Here is a 17,694-nt window from a genome sequence, read left to right on the forward strand (position 1 = left end):
ACCATCGTCAGCTGTTAGCTATTCGCCTATTCAATGGGCTGCACAGCCGCTTGAAAGCCGTTACTGTTCAAAATCTGAACGGTTTCATCGGCATTTTCGCGGCTGCTGTAAGCCCCAGCTTGCATCATTGTCCGACCGTTGATTGAGGTGCGGAACGCGCCTGGTACGAGCGATCGCACTTGCTCTTGCATGCGTTGATTGGGCGCATCGACCACAACCCGATAGCGTAAGCCCAGGGCAGATGCTAAATTCGTGGCGGCTGGTGGTGGGTTACCTCCCTGGCTTCTATTCCAGGGGGTTTGACCGACCGAAATAGTTGGCAGGCTGCCTGTGTTGCCAATGGGAACGTTGGGGTCGGGGACGGGCAACAAATTAGCGCGATTGATTGGCGAGGCGACTTGGGGACTGGTCAATTGATTCGCAGGAGCGGCATAGGCAGTAGTGTTAGATGCCGGTAACGGCACCGGAATTTCGATCGCGGTTGCGGCGGTCGTTGCCGTTGCGCCATTGCTTCGGGTGGAGGGACTATCTGCACCCGGCGATCGCGGCGTATTTCTGACTGCCACGGTAGATACGGGTTCGGATCGAGATGAAGCCGGTAATGGCACCGGAATCTCAATGGCGTTGGTTGGGGTTGCCTGGGGTGTCACTCTGGCGGCGGCTGGAGGAGGAGTCACGACAATCGGAATCGCGGTGGGTACCAGTTGCGTGGGAGTAGCAGGATTAGAAGTAGAACGACTGGCAAGATTGATTCTGGGGGTAGACTGTAGTGGATCTTGATTCTGGATGCTGGTCGGTCGAGGAAAAGAGGCGCTTGACGGCTCGCTTTGGCTACTGTAGGCACGAGTTTGATTGCCTGTGGTAGACGGCTGCACCAGATTGACAGCAATGGGGACTGGATTTTGCCCTAACGACGAGGAGGGCGCAGACTGCACATGGGGTGCGCTGGAAGATGCACTCGCGGATGGTGCCGCCGTCGTTACTCTGGGCTGAACGGGTGCAGGGATCAGGCTAACGGGTTGAGCCTGGGGGGTAATTGCCCCTGATGCTCGCAGGGTCGAATTGAAGGGTGTATTTGTAGAATTGTTAGTTGGCGCGGCAGTTACCAGTGAGGTCGGTGATGCGGACTGCGGTAGACTACTGCCGGATAAATCAACAGTGCCGGTAACGCGATCGCGACTCAAGCCATTACCAAAGGCACTAATGGTCTGACGGCTAGCCGTTGCATTAATATCCAACTGTCCGTTATTGCGAAACTGATTATTACCCGGTGCTGCGGCTGTCCCTAAATCAGGCAGTGCCTGGGCGATCGCCGCTAACCCTGCTTCGCGATTATTTTCTAACAGATTCTCTCGCAACACAGGACGAGCATTGCCCTGTACGACTACGCCGTTACGGTTGCCGACAATGCGATTGGCAACAATCAGTGGGGCAGCATTTTGTGCGACGTTAATGCCAAACCCTGTATTTTCAAAAATATTGCCTCGAATTTGCGGCTGAGATGAACCAAACACCGTAATGCCATTGGCACCATTGGTGGTAAACCAGTTGTCTTGAATGACGGGCGCACCGTTGCCGTTAACTGAAATGCCGTCGTGGGTGCTATTGGTAAAGGTATTGCTGGTGACGATCGGACTGCTGGATTCGATCCACAAACCATAGCCCCGTGGATTGGAATTGATGATGGTGACGCCGTTGATCACAGCCTGATCATTGCCCAACATCGTAATATTTTGTCGGGCTGCCGTTGGGCTTAAGAAATCACCACCGCCCTGGATAACAATGCCCCGACCTCTAGCACCCGGATTGCCTTGCAAAATCACACCCGGATTGAGCGCCAAAGGAAAGGTTTCCCCACTCTCAGCACTGTAGGTGCCAGGAGCCAGCAAGATGACGGTATTGGGCTGAGCCAGCTGTAGGGCATGGGTGATGGTGCGCAAGGGCGATCGCTGGCTGCCATCGCTGCTATCATTGCCCAGATTGGGGTCAACAAAGAGTAGGTTAGTGACAACGGCTGGAGAATTGGGGACTTGAGCCATGACTTGAGGAGCTACCTCCTGGGCGATCGCCGCATTTTGGGCAATCAGTGGTCCCAGTCCCAATCCTAAAATCAGGGTGAACGCCAGACCCAACGGCTTCGAGCCTGGGTTGAGCTGGCTTGCTACATCAGCAGGTCGTAACCCAGCTCTGGCACATGTCCCATAAGGAGACTTTGAACTCACAGACATCCTCCTCACTCCAACCATGCTCAATTTCCTTGCGTTTAACGAATGTAGGTAGTGTTTCAGGTCTGGTGTTGCTTTTACGGAAAAGCTCGCGGAGCGAGCTTTTCCGTAAAAGCAACACCAGAATCTAGACCATCACCACGACTGTGCTTATCCCCATCTATCGATTCAGAGAGCCAATAGCTGGATGTTTAAAGATCATCAAACTTGCATTCACACGATTGCGAAGACAAGCTCTCTTTTACCGCCAAGTGCAAACAAAAATCAACCCTGAATTTATCGACGTACCTCAATTTTTGATCTGACTGCGCATCTAAAAAAGTTTGAGACTCTTTTTCCCCAAGGGTTTGCGCGTGACATTCAAAACGATTGAGTGTAGATGAGGTTTGTTCTTGGAATTGAGTAGCCTAAATTGTAATAGACCAGACAGAGATTGTTAAATAAAATTCAATTCCCATATTTCTAATACATTTGGCGGCAATGGTCTAAATTGTGCATGATTTTTTACAACTAGCAACATCTTTAAAAAATTAAATTAGCGATTTGGGCAGATGTTGTGTCGAAGCCATCAAATCCAAACAGGATTTATAGCAATTAAATGGTTAATTTAGGACGGGGTGCGGGGGTGAAACCCCTGCACCCCGTCCTAATCAGCCTTGCTTTGGCTGCTATGGCATGTGCATGAGGGCATCTCATCATCGTTTGGAACGCTGCTAATTGGCTAGACAAATTTGAATCTGGGGAGACAGTGATAGGATCTAAGGGTATTTGAACCGTCCAATTCGTAGTAAACCAGATGAGACTTTCTGAGTTTGCAATTTTTAGGATTTTAGACGCCAATCTCGACCGGGCGCGGGAAGGCTTGCGCATTATTGAGGAATGGTGTCGATTTGGGCTAAATAGCGTCGAATATACAGACGAATGCAAGCATTTGCGACAAGACCTGGCAAAATGGCATACGTCTGAAATCCGGGCTGCACGCGATACGCCGAATGATCCGGGCACTGACCTGACCCATCCCCAAGAACAATATCGGGCTAGCATTACGCAAGTGTTGCAAGCCAATTTTTGCCGGGTTGAAGAAGCCTTACGGGTGCTGGAGGAATACGGCAAAATTTCTCTTCCCGATATGGCAGCCGCCTGTAAACAAATGCGCTATCGCGTCTATACCTTAGAGAGCAGCTTGATTGGGCATCATCGGCAGCAACAATTGTGGCGATCGCACCTGTATCTGGTGACCTCTCCTGGCGATCGCATTTTCAGTGCCGTTGAGGCAGCCCTCCAGGGCGGCCTGAGTCTGGTGCAATATCGTGATAAAACGGCTGATGACCTCACCCGCATCCACATCGGCGAAAAACTGCGGCAGCTCTGCCACCATTACAATGCCCTGTTTATCATGAACGACCGGGTAGATCTGGCATTGGCAGTCGATGCCGATGGGGTTCATTTGGGGCAGCAAGACATCCCCATTGCCCTTGCCCGCCAAATTTTAGGACCCAAGCGGATCATTGGACGCTCTACGACCAACCCCGATGAAATGGATCGAGCGATTCGCGAAGGTGCAGACTATATTGGCGTCGGTCCCGTTTACGAAACCCCGACCAAACCCGGTAAAGCTGCGGCTGGGTTAGACTATATCCGTCATGCCGCCGCCCATTCATCGATCCCCTGGTTTGCGATCGGCAGTGTCAACGTAGACAATCTCAATGAAGTATTATCGGCGGGTGCCGAACGAGTTGCCGTTGTTCGCTCTATTATGGATGCCGAACAACCCACCCTGATCACCCAATACTTTATCTCTCAACTTGCTCGGGTTCAAACTCTGAAAGCCAGTCAGTAAATAGAATGATGGACTGAATACCCCCCATTGTTGGAGAGAGCGACGGCTTCACCGTCGCTCTCTCCAACAGAAGTATATTTTTATCCCGTTATCCTTCATCTTTTCCTCACCCATCACGTATGACTTCTTCCGATTTGATTGCATTACAGGTGAATGGCGAGACTCATGAATGCGCACTCCATACGCTGTTGCCCAACTTGTTAGAACAACTGGGCATGAATCCTAAATTGGTGGCAGTAGAGTATAACGGCGAGATTTTACATCGCCAGTTTTGGCAGGAAACTGAGGTGAAACCAGGCGATCGCCTGGAAATTGTCACCATTGTCGGCGGCGGCTAGGATGACTCAGGCATAGTAACGTTTTTGCAGCGCTCACTGCGTGAGCGCTGCAAAAACATTACTAAAAAATCACTAACACCTTTGAAATATAGCAATCCTATTTGATTCGTGAAAATGATCGGTTGTGAAAGTGCCCGCCCGAAGGGCGGGCGCTTTCACAACTGATTTAGGATCGCTATACAATCAATCGGGTTGGCATGAGTATAAACATTAAACAAAATCAGCCTGGGTGATCAGGTTCGCATTCACCCCTTTGACGATCGCCAACAGGTCATTGTTGGACTGAATCAACGTATTCTTGCCCTGAGTCGTAATGTCTAAACTAGCAAACGTCAGACCTGCGCCTAAAATCAAGCGATCGCTCTGATCTTGAAAATCAACAATTGTATCCACACTATCGCCAAGCGTCAGGAAAAAGCGATCGCGCCCAATCCCGCCCCGCAAGGTATTATCACCAGAGCCACCATGAAGAGAATCATTACCTTGTGCCCCCAGCAGGCGATCGTTGCCCTCGCCTCCCGATAACGAATCATTGCCAGCCGCTCCGATGAGCTGATCATTTCCCGTTCCTCCCCAAAGGCGATCGTTGCCCGTATTCCCTTTCAATCGATCATTTGACCCATTACCCGTAAGGCGATCGTTACCCCCATTGCCCGTCAGCACATTGGCAAAATTATTCCCCATAATCGTGTCATTGCCGCTGCCACCCACCGCATTTTCGATCGTGACATCGTTAGCAATGGTAAAACCCCCATAGATAGCTGCCACATAGGAAACAAACCCACCGGCATTGGCTCCGACCAGGGGTGCTTCCCGCAAGTCGATAAATGCCTTTGCCGTGCTATCAGAGGCAGAGATCGTATCCGTGCCACCTGTATCCCAAATGCAGCTATAGTTTGTGCCAACCTGGTTGCGAGTGGGTAAGGTATAGGTCGTGTTGTCTTGATGAAACGTGGTATTGGCACCATACAGGTATTGAATGGCAGCAATATCAAACGCCATGGGGGTCGCCTGTAGCCCAAACAGGGCATCATCGGCAACCAAGTCGTCAAATTCGCGCCAACCATCGTTGTAAGACATGGTAGTCCAAATACCCTGGTTGAGGCTGTAGTCACCTAAATCGGCATCATCACCCGGCGTCACTCCCGGATAAATTGAGGACCCGCCGCCATTGTCGTGGGGGTGGGCTAACCCCAATGCGTGACCAAGTTCATGAATCAGGGTGGCAAACCCACCACCACCAGGTCTCAGCCCCTTTTGACTCCAGGCATCCCAATCCCAGGCATAATAAATAGTGCCTGCACCGCTCTCTCCAGGCGGATTGGCATACCCCAAGGCATCCAGTTGTGCGACGGTATCTAGATTGAGCGTCAGGGTCGCGTTGGAATTATCGATAGCTCTGACAAAAGAAATATTGGCTACATTTGACCAGGTTTCGAAGGCGGATTTGACCGCCACCCTTTCGTAAGTATTCCATTGATAGGTATAGTTCCAAAATGAATAGTCAATGACACGATTGGCTCCGACAGTCCACTGCTGTCCGCCCCAGAGGATGCCATTGATGTATACATTTCCAGTCGGGAATGGCGCTGTACTGGTAGGTAAGATAGCCATTGTTCTAGTTTCAACGAAGATGAAAAGGGTCTTAAGTATCTCGACATTCTAAAAGACAATATTCCGGAAGCTGCTGCTATTAATGCGGAGTGTCTGGCACAGACCAGGGTCTGGATTTTTTGTGTTCAGATGAATGGCGATCGCTATCTTTACATAGTTCCCGGTATAACTCAGGTATGCATGAACTCAGACCAGTTGTCCTAAAAAAGTAATGATTTTTGTGGCGCGGGCAACGCCCGCGCCACAAAAATCAGCACGTTTATTGAAGATGATCCCAACTCCCTGGGGGAGAAGGGCAGCATTTAGAAACTAAAGGTAGTTCTCACGGTTGCTGTAACAAAGTCACGATTGTCGGCATTTTGGTCGGGTGCTGTGATCCAGGCAATGCCGGGGGTAATAGAAATGTTGTCGTTGATCCGGAACTTATAAAACGCTTCCAGATGCAATGACGTATCATTTTCGACTGCCAGGTCAAATAGCGTTACATTGGTGCTGCCCAGATAGGGTTCAACCCCAACCATAATGCCGCCCAGATTGCCTTCGCCAAACAAATCGGGGAAGGCTAACCCCATGCCGTAATACCAGACTTCCCCATCACCAGCGTTGATGAAAATCAGGTCGGTATAACCGCCAAAGGCGTTGATGACAATGTTAGGACTGATTTGCCAGGATGCCTCAACCCCGTAGGAATTGCTGACCGCAGGAATGCCCAAAGCGGCATGGGTGGCACTGGCAGGCACCGTACCGACAAAGAAGTCATCGTCATACCCCGAGTCAAAGATGTAATTATCGTCGGTGTGGTAGCCGTGGACGTAGGTAAAGCCAAGCTGGAAGTTGTCACTGGGGGTAACGGTCAGTTGTCCCAGGGCAGCATAGTCGCCGTTAAAAATTCCACTGCCAGCTGACGTAACGGATGCTTCATCGGCTAAATAACCCAACGACAGAACGAAGACATCATTGTCATCCAAGGAGATGCTGACCCCGGCACCTGCCCCACCGCCAATCCGATAAATGGGACTGGATTGACTAAAGGTTGTGATGCTGCCGTTGCCACCGTCGTAGTCTTCAAAGTAAGGACTGACGGTGCTGAAGACGTAATCGCTATGGCTACCGCCTACACCTGCGACGTACGCATTAATGCGATCGCCAACCGGGAAATAATACGCCAACCAATCCAACACAATATCGCGATCCGTTACCCCTCCGACCCGTGTGACAAACAGAGCTTCTTTCGTCCCTTCATTAATATTGGGATACGCCCCAGGGGTTGTAAATGGAATCACGTTGCCACTTTCCAGACGCGCATGCAGGGCATCTTCGCCCGTAAAACTAGTGACGAAGTCGAGACGTATCCGACTACGAAAAACGGTGTTGTTGCCTTCCAAGCCATCATCGTCAAACAGGTCGTCGAGACTCATGATGACTTCACCATGCAGTTTCGTGGTAGTGGAAAATTGGTTGGCTTCTAGTTCACCCACTCGCGCTTCCAGAGCATCGGTGCGACCTCTCAAGGTGGCTAATTCTGCCGCAAATTCTTCCGCCAGACGTTGCAGGGTTGCCAGATCATCGCGGGTTGCCAGATTGCTGCCAGCTTCACTAATCAGCGCATTAATCTGATCCATACAGGCATTGAGCCCAGCTGCAAATTCAAATCGAGTCAGCGATCGCTGACCTCTAAACGTGCCATCTGGATACCCTGCAATACAACCGTAGCGCTCAACCAGAGATTGCAGCGCTGGATATGCCCAATCCGTTGGCTGCACGTCTGCAAGCTGAGATACAGAGGTTAACTGTGCCATCGGATCACCGTCCCAGGCGATCGCGTTTGCCGATTCAGACGGTGTGATCGAAAGCTGCTCAACTGACGGTGTGGGTGTTGTGTAGGCGTCAACCGTCGGGTTAATTAGTGTATCGTCTGTCGTATTCAAGACCGTATCCGATACCGTATCAGGCACTGTATTGGATGCCGCATCAGGTACCGTATTGGATGCTGTATTCGCTACCGTATTAGATACCGTGTCTTCAGCCTGAGTTAGAGCATCGATAGAAACATTTTGAGCCACATCCGTCGCATTGGATTCTGCAAACTCTAAATCAACAGCTGTCGCGTCTACTGATTCATTGACATCTTGAACTTCAGTGGCGATCGCCTGTGCAGACAACAGAAACGATGCACTTAGCAGAACAGGCGTAAACAAGAATGAATGCAATAACAGTTTTGCCATGGTTTTGGTTCCTCACACCCAGTTATCACTATTTTTCAGGAAATTGGAATGAACACAATTGCAACAGACCATGTTGAAACCTCAGGGCTGATGAGCTGAGGGCTTTGCCAGCTAATACGATCCCAATGGGAATGGCTATATTTTCACGCAAATCCCTTCAAATGATGCATTTAATTAAACCGGATTCTGTTGGAGAGAGCGATCGCTCCAGCGTCACTTTCTCAGCATCATGACCGTGGATGGTTGGCAGCGCGGCGTCGCCGCGCTGCCAACCATCCATCCACAATCTTTAGTGAGGTTTACTTGCCATCAAGTCTGTGATGGTTACCACATCGCTTTTCTGCCCCAAACGGTAATTTGCATTGGCAGCCACTGGGTCAAGCGACATGACTACTCGGTCGTCGCGATCGGCAGTGCTGGCATTCAAATCGACCAGAGGAATCACCTTAAACACGACTCGCCGTTCGCCTTTAGGAATGGTGATTTTATTGCCCTGTTTGGCATGACCTGCCCTGGCACCCGTTTCATATTCCAACACATAGTCGATGCCATATTCTGCATCGCCATCAATGCCATAGCTGACGGTAATCGGTTGATCGGGCAGATTTTCGGTAATTTCAATCACAAATGAGCCGATGTCTGCACCTCGGCTACCGGGACTCCCTTCGGGTTCTGTTGCCGATGGATCGGTGGCTCTGACTTCAACGACAGGAATCTTGTCCCCGCCATCTGTAACCTGTTTATCTACGATTTGAATCGTCGCAGACCGTTGATTGACAGTGCTGGACAGGCGATAGCCGGTGCCACTTTGAAGTGCTAATTCAACTCCTTCAGGACCTTCAAATACCCTGGCGTGTTCTGGATCGGCTTTAGGAGTCACCTGAATAACAGCTTGACGGTTGGTTTTACTCAGCACCACGGCGTCTACCAAAGGAAGATAATCGATGCCTTCTTTGGCGTGTCCGGGTTGGGCAACAACGCTGAGATTGACTGCAATATTCCCATCCGTACGAGGTTCGCCCTGCAAACTCACCGTAAATAAGCCTTTTTGGTGGTCTGCGGCTGATTTATTTGGATCTGGTTCGATGGCATTGCGGGTGGGTGCAATGGTGACAATCGGTAATGGTTTGGGAATCGGTGAATCATAAATTTGGATGACCGCAGATTTTCCAGCGTCCGTAGCAGGCAAGCGATAGTGGTTTCCGGGTTTCAGCTCTAGCTTGATATTTTCACGACCTTCCCGTTTTCTTTGCTTGGATGGGTCGGGCTTAGCAATCACCGGAATCAGGGCTTGCATTGCCCCTTTAGGAATTTTGACGCTGCGCGACAACGGTCGGTAATCGACTCCTTCTCGGGCAATTTTCACAACCGGCACTACATCAAATTTAATCTCTAGATCGACGGGGGTTGGCTCGGTGAGATAAATAGTAAATAAGCCCTTGTGAATATCTGCGATCGCCACTCCCGGTAACGGTTCTTTGGCATCTTCTGTGCCTTCGATGGTGGCGATCGGCGGTGCGTAGTCGGTAATCAACAAATAAGCGCTGCGGTTAGCCAGGGTGTAACGGTTGCCGGGGCTGGGGAGTAAGGTGAGTGCAACAGAGTCATCCTGAAAATTAGTGTCGGGTTTGGGAATGACGAGGATGGTGCGGGATAACGATCCCTTTGGAAACACAATTAGATTTCCTACAGGTGTACCATCGCTACACTTTAAGTCATACGTTGCCCGAACCGCTGTTCCTGCGAGTTGGTAACCCACAGAAAGCGTTTCTTCGGGCTTTTTATTGAGCGTTAGGGAAAAGATGCCACTGACACCCGCTCTAAATACCTGCGGTTCAACCCCATCTTGCAACGCCCGAATGTTGATAGCTGGAGGCACATAGTCGCCAATGATGACGGTATCCCGTTGCTTTTCAGGGATGACATCGTAGCGATCGCTTTCTATGAGAATCAGCTCAACCGTATCATCAACAAAGTTAGCATCGGCACTGATGGGTTTGACAATCACCTTCAATTCTTGCGAACCTTCCGGAAACAACAGCGTTCCCGACACATTGCTGAGTGGCCGACCGTCTTCGTAAGATAAGGTATACCGATCTTTTTGTGCCGTCCCGGCGATCGCATATTTCACGGGCAGGTCTTCAAATACTTGTTTGTCAACTTCGACCAGAAAGACACCGTTATTGGCGGCGCGGAACGACGTTGGTTCTTGAGCCGATTCATCAATTGCCGTGACACTGACTTTCGGGTCAAACAAAATCGATGTTTCAATATAGCAATTGGCTTCTCTGGCGTAGCGTTCGGCATAGAATAGATCAAAGTAATAGTCTTTGCCGACTTCCAGGGTGATTTTGCGTTGCTCTGGGGTCATCGTTGCGGCAACGTCAGCAGGTACCAACCACTCTAAATTATCCAATGCAATATCAGCCGTTCGAGCTGGATGCAGACCACCCAGATCAACCACTAATTTGCCATCGATAAACACCCACAGGTCATCATCTCCGGTAAATCTAAAGGTTTCTCCACCTCTGTAAGTAAACCGATGATGCAGTTCCAGCGTGAAGTGAAAATTGTGCTTGCTACCGGGGACAATCCCTTCAAAATACTGTTTGGGGCTACCATCTGGTTCTTGGGTCAATGTATCCAGTGGAAAAAAGCCTTCAAATTTACCCGTTGAATCAACCTTGATGCCATTGCTGCCCCAAATTTTACCGACGGTGTTGGGATCAGGTCCAAATTTGTAGGTGTTTTTGGCTTCATCTAACTCCAAATCCAGCAAAAACGAAGAGACAGAGGTATTGACACCTGGGCGATCGCTATACCAGGAAGCAAATGCATCCGCACCATTGGTAGACCGTTTGTTCAGGGGTCGAGTCCCACCCACATATTTGAGCTTGCGATTATTGGGATCGCGCTGTTCAATCGGCAACTGGCTATCGAGAATCGTAATTTCGTGGTGAACAATGCCTAAATCTAACGTGTCATCATTATCACTACCCTGCTTAAATTGAAAGTCTGGATGACCATTGACTTGCACGACGGTTCGGTTATCTGGGGCAACACGAGATTTAAAATCTCGCAGTGAAACAGGCAACTCAATTTTTTTAGGTAAAGGCATGGGGGCACCTCTTAAGGGGAATTAAGACCAGGTGAATCGTTGACAAGAGACACTACAGTGCGCTTTCCAGTATTTCCGTGCCCCGGACAAAAAAACTGGATCGAATTTGCCAAATGCCCAGTCCGTCTTGCTTTGAAGTAGTCTTTGAACGTTAGCTCATTGCCATCAGCTGTATCCCGCTCAAACGATTAACGGATCAGAATTGGCTGGGTTAACCGTTGAGGAAATCAGCCAAAATATTTGTTGTAAAACAGTTTCAGCCTGATTCAATAGATCGCTGTTCAAGCGGTGGTGAAGATCCTTGAAGCCACAGCCAGTTGAAAGAGTGGCACACATCAGCACCTATAGCGTTACGCGGTTAGAATCGGCATTGCGTAACAGTAGGATGAATGTGCCGGTGAACCCAAAGGGTTCACCGGCACATTCATCCATGGATCTATCGCCGAATAGGAATCTGAATCGTAAATTCAGTTCCCTGTCCTGGAAATGAGCAACATTTCAATTTGCCGTTATGTTTTTCGGTGATGATTTGGTAGCTAATCGACATCCCCATTCCGGTTCCTTTCCCCACAGGTTTGGTGGTGAAGAATGGGTCAAAAATCCGTTGTCGGATGGCTTCAGGGATGCCGGGTCCATTATCGGCGATCGCAATTTCTATCCATTGGGCATCTACCACCGCTGTTCGGATTGTAATCTGCCCCGGATGGTTTTGGTTCTGCTGATAACTTTGCTTTGCATGCCGATCGTCCAGAGCATCAATCGCATTCACCAGAATATTCATAAACACCTGATTGAGTTGTCCGGCATAGCATTTGACTTGAGGTAAATCACTATAGTCTCGAATAACTTGAATCTCTGGGCGTTCAGGTTTAGCCTTCAGCCGATGCTGCAAAATCAACAACGTACTATCAATGCCTTCATGCACATTCACCGCTTTAAATTCGGCTTCATCCATGCGCGAAAAGGTGCGGAGTGATAGCACAATTTGGCGAATCCGATTCGTCCCAATCGTCATTGATGACAGGATTTGAGGCAGGTCGCTTTGCAAAAACTCCAGGTCAATCTCCTCGGCTTGCAATTGAATTTCGGTAATTGGATCGGGATAGTGCTTCTGGTAAAGGTTGATAAAATTCAGTAAATCCTGAGCATAGTTTTGCACATGCATCAGATTGCCATGAATAAAGTTGACAGGGTTGTTGATTTCATGGGCAACACCTGCGACAAGTTGCCCCAAACTCGACATTTTTTCACTTTGCAACATTTGCAACTGAGTTCGTTGCAATTCTTTGAGGGCATCTTCTAGCTCTTCTGCTTTTTGCCTCAGGTTTGATTCTGATTGCCTGAGCTGTTGTTCGGCTAGTTTGCGCTCTGTGATATCTTCCGAAATGCCTAACAAATATCGAGGATTGCCCTCTGCATCCAAGATGGGGAGCTTTTGAGTATGAAGTAACCGTTGTCCTCGATGAGCAGTTTCAATCGGTTCTTCGGGAATATCGAGCAGTTGGCGGCTATTTAATACCTGGCGATCGTTGGCAATAAAAAACTCAGCTTGTTCTGCTGGAAAAAAGTCGCGATCGCTCTTTCCTAAAATGATATTGGCAGGAAACCCGGTGAGGTCTTCTTCCGCTTTATTCCAGGCGACAAAGCTGAGATTTTCAGCTTCTTTGACAAAAATACCAGCGGGCACATTGTCAATAATCGATTGCAAAAAGACTTTAGTCTCTCTAAATGTCTCCTCGGTTTGTTTGTGCTCGGTAATATCTTCGTAGGAACCAAAAATACCAATGATGTTACCAGCTTCATCATGCAAAGGAACTTTGCTGGTTCTCAACCACAGGATGGTGCCATCTTCTTTAACCTGGGGTTCTTCATAGTTAATCCGTGTGATCCCATTTTTTATCACATCTGTATCATCTGCGCGGTAAAGATGGGCAGAATCTTTCCAGGACAACTCAAAATCACTTTTACCAATAATTTGTTCGGGTGATTCTAAGCCTGCATCTTGAGCAAAATAAACGTTGCAACCCAGATAGTTAAAGTCTTGATCTTTCCAAAAAATACGCTGGGGTAAGGTATCACATACCAGTTGAAATAATTGTTTTGATGCTTGCAAATCTTTGGTAATTTGTTTGCGATCGCCAATTTCCACTTCTAGTTGAGTAATGACCTGTTTTAGTTGATAGGTGCGTTCTTCTACTTGTTCTTCTAAGTTGCGATTTGATTTGGCTAGCAATGTTTCCGTTGCTTTCAAGGTAGTGTTTTTGGTTTCCAATTCCTGGGTATAGGTTTCTAACTGTTTTAAGAGCGTGCGATTTTCATCAAAAATGTGAGAAACCTTAGTAAACCAGGGTTGCCAACTTTTGGGCAAATGGCTGGGTGTAGACGTATTGCCTCGCAGTTCAGCTTCAATATGCTCAACTAATTTTTGAGCGGGGGTAATAAATTCTCGTTTGGTCAGTTGATTAAACACAACCAGTGTTAACCCCAGACCGGGCAAAAGCAGTAAAAACAACCAGTCTGTTTGCGCTAAAACTGCCAGGATCATGTCCTGTTGGGGAACCCATAAAACTAACTGCCAGGGGGCATTGTTTAAGGAATGATGCAGGATCAAATACCCATCTACAGAGGTTATCTGATTAACAGGTGTGTCTAAAACTTGCTCTAACTGATCCTGCAACGGTTCAGGTAAGGCAATGTGTCCAGATTTGACCTCCGTATCGGCTGACCTGACCAGGGTTGGATGTGCTAGCAGTTCGTTGTATTGGTTCACGACAAACAACTGGGTTTGGTCAATATCTTGAGCTTTAAACGTGCGAATAAAGGTATTTAAAACATCTAATGTTAGATCGAGGGCGACTGTTCCTAAAAAGCGATCGCCATCATAAATCGGTGCCGTTGCTGTCACCATTAATCCTTTTCCAGCGGTGTCGGTGTAAGCATGAGTCCACAACAACTGGCGTTCGGGATTGTTTTCTGGTAAGCCAAACGTATAAAAATCTTGTGTATAAAGTTCCTGATGAAATTTGAAATCTGCGCTAGAAACCCAGGGATAAAGGCTAATAAAGTTTTGCTTAGACGTGTAGTACACCCAAGCGAAATTTGGAATATTTTCTTTGGCAGCTTGAAATAGCGAATTGAGCGATAACACCATTTCAATTTCTCGTTGCACATCGTCTGCAAGTGTGCTCAGAGAACCCTCTCCTGTCAAGTTAGCAACCAGGTCGGGCGTCAAAGGAGCATCTAGTTGATCAAGCCCATAGTAACCCGGTTCTGATAGGTCTTTAAGTTGGGAAAACAATAGGGATGAACTTTCAGGTTCCGGATGAATTGTCAGATAAGATTCAGCTGCAATTTGAAGAGTCGTCAGCTGATTTATTCCTCCTTCCAAAAGATAATCTAGACTGGTTGCCTCTTCCAGAAATTTAGTTTCTAATTGCTCTTTTTCAGTTTGGTAACGAGCGCGAAACTGTATATAAAATAAGCCCGATGATACAACAAAAACTAACGAAAACGTTGCAACAATAAGGCTGTTATATCTCCTGAAGAAGCTAGTGGTAGACTTTTTCATTTTAGTAGCTTGTCGAAAAAAGAATATATCTTGATTAATTTAGAGTGCCCTTAGCCACAAACGAAATTAACTTAAATGTGATAGTTCTCAAAACTCTTATAAAATGCACAAATAACGCTTATACAGAATTTCTTATTCCTGTTCTTTTTTGCTAAGAACGTTGAATAAAAGATGTTCTAAAAAGATTGAACTATTTAATAAATTTAGGAATTAGTGATCTATTAACCCACTTAAAAATTTGAGAACTCTGTATTACTGATATGTCAAAGTAGCCCAAATTTCGATCAAATTTTATGATCTTTGAGTGCTATGTTCAGGGATATAAAGTTAACTCAATCCGTTGTGTTAAAGAGATTTAAAGAGGGTTGTCAAGATAGAATAGATTGCACCATGAAGGATGTTTCTGATGTTGGTGGACTGGTGTCAGAGCCATCAAACCCTGTAGGATATGGGATTTGAATAAAAATGTTAAGGTCAATCCAGGATTTTTACTTAACACTATGCCCCCTGATTGACTGACAAATCTTTGTAAGGGCAGGTTTAGCAAATTCCTGATCGGTTTGCAGTCAGCGTTTCGGCAAAACCCGCCCCTATGGTGGAATGCGCCTTCTGGCACTTTTGTCAGTCAATCAGCATCCGAAGTGTCCTTATATACACTTAAGCAAATGATTGTGACAATCTTGGGCAAATCGCATCGACTTTTATAGAGCTTCACAGCCCAAATAGACCTGTGATCAAGGGCAACAGATCTTTACAGGCGATCGCCAATTTCGATGCTTCTGATAAGCCAGAGGTGATGCCTTTGAGCATCGTCGTCGCTTGCTTTGCCAGCCGTTTCATGCTCCCCTCCTGGGGATTTTGTCCGGCTTTTGCCAACTCGCCCACCTGGGTCAGAGCATCCGCTTTATCGTCTTCCTTTAAATCTGGCTCTGCCTGAATGGCAGCGTGCAACTGTGCCAGCCAGGTTTTCAGATCAGCGGTTTCTGCCGTAGTGCTGGGCAATTGCTCAATCTGGTTACTCACCTGCCCACTGATATCACGCAGATTGACGACTGAATTAGTGGCATTGATGGCAAAATCGCCCCCGATATTAAAACTTTGGCTTTGATCACTCACAATCTTGTTTCCTAAAATATTTTCTGTTGTTGAAACAGGTGGTCGTTCAGCCAGACGATTGATGACTGACCACATCTGAACACTTTGCTGCTCATAGATAGTGATCTGTCGATCCTTTGCGTTGAGGTGTTGTCTATATTGGGCTTCGAGTTCTAGACGAATTTGTTCATAAGTTTGAGTGAACTCGCTGTGAATTTTCTCTTTATCTGTATTTGGTGGCACATTGACTCGAACAACGATTACTCCATCCCCTTTATTTTCAATGCTCTGAATCGTTAGCTCTGTACCATCATTATCAACTCGGATTTGATCAAACGCTTTGACAAAGGCTTTCCAGTCGATGCCATTTTGAAAGATCAGATCGATCGTATCCAGCACTTCTTCAAACAGCTTGGTAAATTCCCCCGGTTGAAACATGCCACTATTAGGGCGACGTTCTTGCTGATGACTGAGCAAATAAACATAGTCGCACAGGGCACCCTCTAGCTGGGTAGTGCTGTCGATATTCCACGACTCCAGGCAGGTTGCGGTCAACATCGCTTGACGAAACTTGGTGCCTAATGCCTGAGTTTTGGTCAACGTTGCCCCAGTCAAATCGGCTCCTTCTAGCGTTGCCTGACTCAGATCGGCTTCGGTAAAATTTGCCCCCACCAGGTCTGCCCCTGCCAGATTTGCCCCCTTGAGATTGCGACCGATATAGTTCTGATCGCGCCCCCGCAAACTGACCAACAACCGCTGTACATCAAAATCAGACAGCAGCGTATTTCCCAATCGCGACAGATGTAGCTGTTTTGCCAAATGAAACCGTGTCCGAGTGAGATTGGCATAGTGAAACTGGGCACTTTTGAGCACTGCCTCAGAACAGTCGGCATTGGTCAGGTTTGCATGGCGAAACTGGGTGCTACTCCAAGACCCAAACCAAACGGCAAGATCTCGCACTAATCGATCGCGGGGATCGCCCTGGAGTGCCCGCCGACTGACGAGGAAGCTGACGGCGAGGGTAAGCAGGCTACCCACCACGCCAATGATGATCAACGGGAGCGAGTTACCAGCGACAGCGACAGCGAAAGCGAAAGCGACAGCGCCAGCGACAGCGACAGCGACAGCGACAGCGCCAGCGACAGCGAAAGCGACAGCGAAAGCGATCAGAGCGATCCCCACTGTAGCGAGCAGCCCTCTGGCATAGAGCAGACCGAGAACCCCGATCATCAACCCTAACCCCAGCACCCCTACCACAATATCACCGCTGACGCTTCCCGTGGATGCCTTTTGGGAGTTCACCAAATAATCGGCAAGAAATACCCAAACTGCACTTGCCAGAAAGCTTGCCAGGGCAGATAGAGCAAAGGCAATCAACAGTTTGGGAATCAGCCAGCGGCGTTGGCTGCCAGTTTTGGCAGCAGTCAACTGGGTGTTGACCAGGGTGGCGTGGCTGAGGTTAGTGCCGCGCAGGTCGGTGCGGCTGAGGTTAGCATCCGTCAGGTCGATGCCGTTGAGGTTAAAGCCACGCAATGATTCGCCGCTCAGGTCTACACCAATAAATTGGCGTTCTCCCTGGCGATAGCGTCGCAACAATTCCTTGGCGCTGAGATGGGTCACGGTGGGGGCAGGTGAATGGGGTGATTCTATTAAATCCTATGGAGGGGGAAA

At 48.2% G+C, this 17,694-nt stretch carries 9 protein-coding genes; 2 read left to right on the plus strand and 7 right to left on the minus strand.

Features of this window, described 5'->3' with window-relative positions; all coding sequences use genetic code 11:
- Positions 1–26: 26 nt before the first annotated feature.
- On the minus strand, positions 27–2,222 hold the full coding sequence (locus tag ACR6Z4_RS11475) for a DUF1565 domain-containing protein (protein WP_479717401.1): 2,196 nt from the start codon (positions 2,220–2,222) through the stop codon (positions 27–29).
- A gap of 799 nt (positions 2,223–3,021) precedes the next feature.
- On the opposite strand from ACR6Z4_RS11475, the gene ACR6Z4_RS11480 reads away from it, so the two are divergent.
- Positions 3,022–4,065: a thiamine phosphate synthase gene (locus tag ACR6Z4_RS11480; RefSeq protein ID WP_479717402.1), complete on the plus strand. Its 1,044-nt coding sequence runs from the start codon at positions 3,022–3,024 to the stop codon at positions 4,063–4,065.
- A 119-nt stretch (positions 4,066–4,184) separates the two neighbouring features.
- Positions 4,185–4,403 (plus strand): sulfur carrier protein ThiS, encoded by a 219-nt coding sequence (gene thiS / locus ACR6Z4_RS11485; RefSeq protein WP_479717403.1) that lies wholly within the window; start codon positions 4,185–4,187, stop codon positions 4,401–4,403.
- A gap of 210 nt (positions 4,404–4,613) precedes the next feature.
- Here the strand turns inward: thiS and ACR6Z4_RS11490 are convergent, their stop codons facing one another.
- The 6 genes from ACR6Z4_RS11490 to ACR6Z4_RS11515 all read right to left on the minus strand — a co-directional run bounded on the left by ACR6Z4_RS11490 (position 4,614) and on the right by ACR6Z4_RS11515 (position 17,643).
- Positions 4,614–6,017 (minus strand): M10 family metallopeptidase C-terminal domain-containing protein, encoded by a 1,404-nt coding sequence (locus tag ACR6Z4_RS11490; protein ID WP_479717404.1) that lies wholly within the window; start codon positions 6,015–6,017, stop codon positions 4,614–4,616.
- Positions 6,018–6,319: 302 nt separating this feature from the next.
- On the minus strand, positions 6,320–8,242 hold the full coding sequence (locus ACR6Z4_RS11495) for an iron uptake porin (RefSeq protein ID WP_479717405.1): 1,923 nt from the start codon (positions 8,240–8,242) through the stop codon (positions 6,320–6,322).
- A gap of 157 nt (positions 8,243–8,399) precedes the next feature.
- Complete coding sequence (locus tag ACR6Z4_RS11500) at positions 8,400–8,522, minus strand: hypothetical protein (protein WP_479717406.1); 123 nt, start codon at positions 8,520–8,522, stop codon at positions 8,400–8,402.
- 9 nt (positions 8,523–8,531) lie between these two features.
- Entirely contained in the window at positions 8,532–11,360 is a 2,829-nt protein-coding gene (locus tag ACR6Z4_RS11505) for a fibro-slime domain-containing protein (RefSeq protein ID WP_479717407.1), read from the minus strand.
- Between the two features lie 436 nt (positions 11,361–11,796).
- Positions 11,797–14,928 carry a PAS domain-containing protein gene (locus tag ACR6Z4_RS11510; protein ID WP_479717408.1) on the minus strand — a complete coding sequence of 1,044 codons (3,132 nt, stop codon included), beginning with the start codon at positions 14,926–14,928 and terminating at the stop codon, positions 11,797–11,799.
- Positions 14,929–15,639: 711 nt separating this feature from the next.
- Positions 15,640–17,643 carry a pentapeptide repeat-containing protein gene (locus tag ACR6Z4_RS11515; protein WP_479717409.1) on the minus strand — a complete coding sequence of 668 codons (2,004 nt, stop codon included), beginning with the start codon at positions 17,641–17,643 and terminating at the stop codon, positions 15,640–15,642.
- Positions 17,644–17,694: the final 51 nt, after the last annotated feature.

This window comes from Calyptranema fuscum S582, assembly GCF_055793305.1.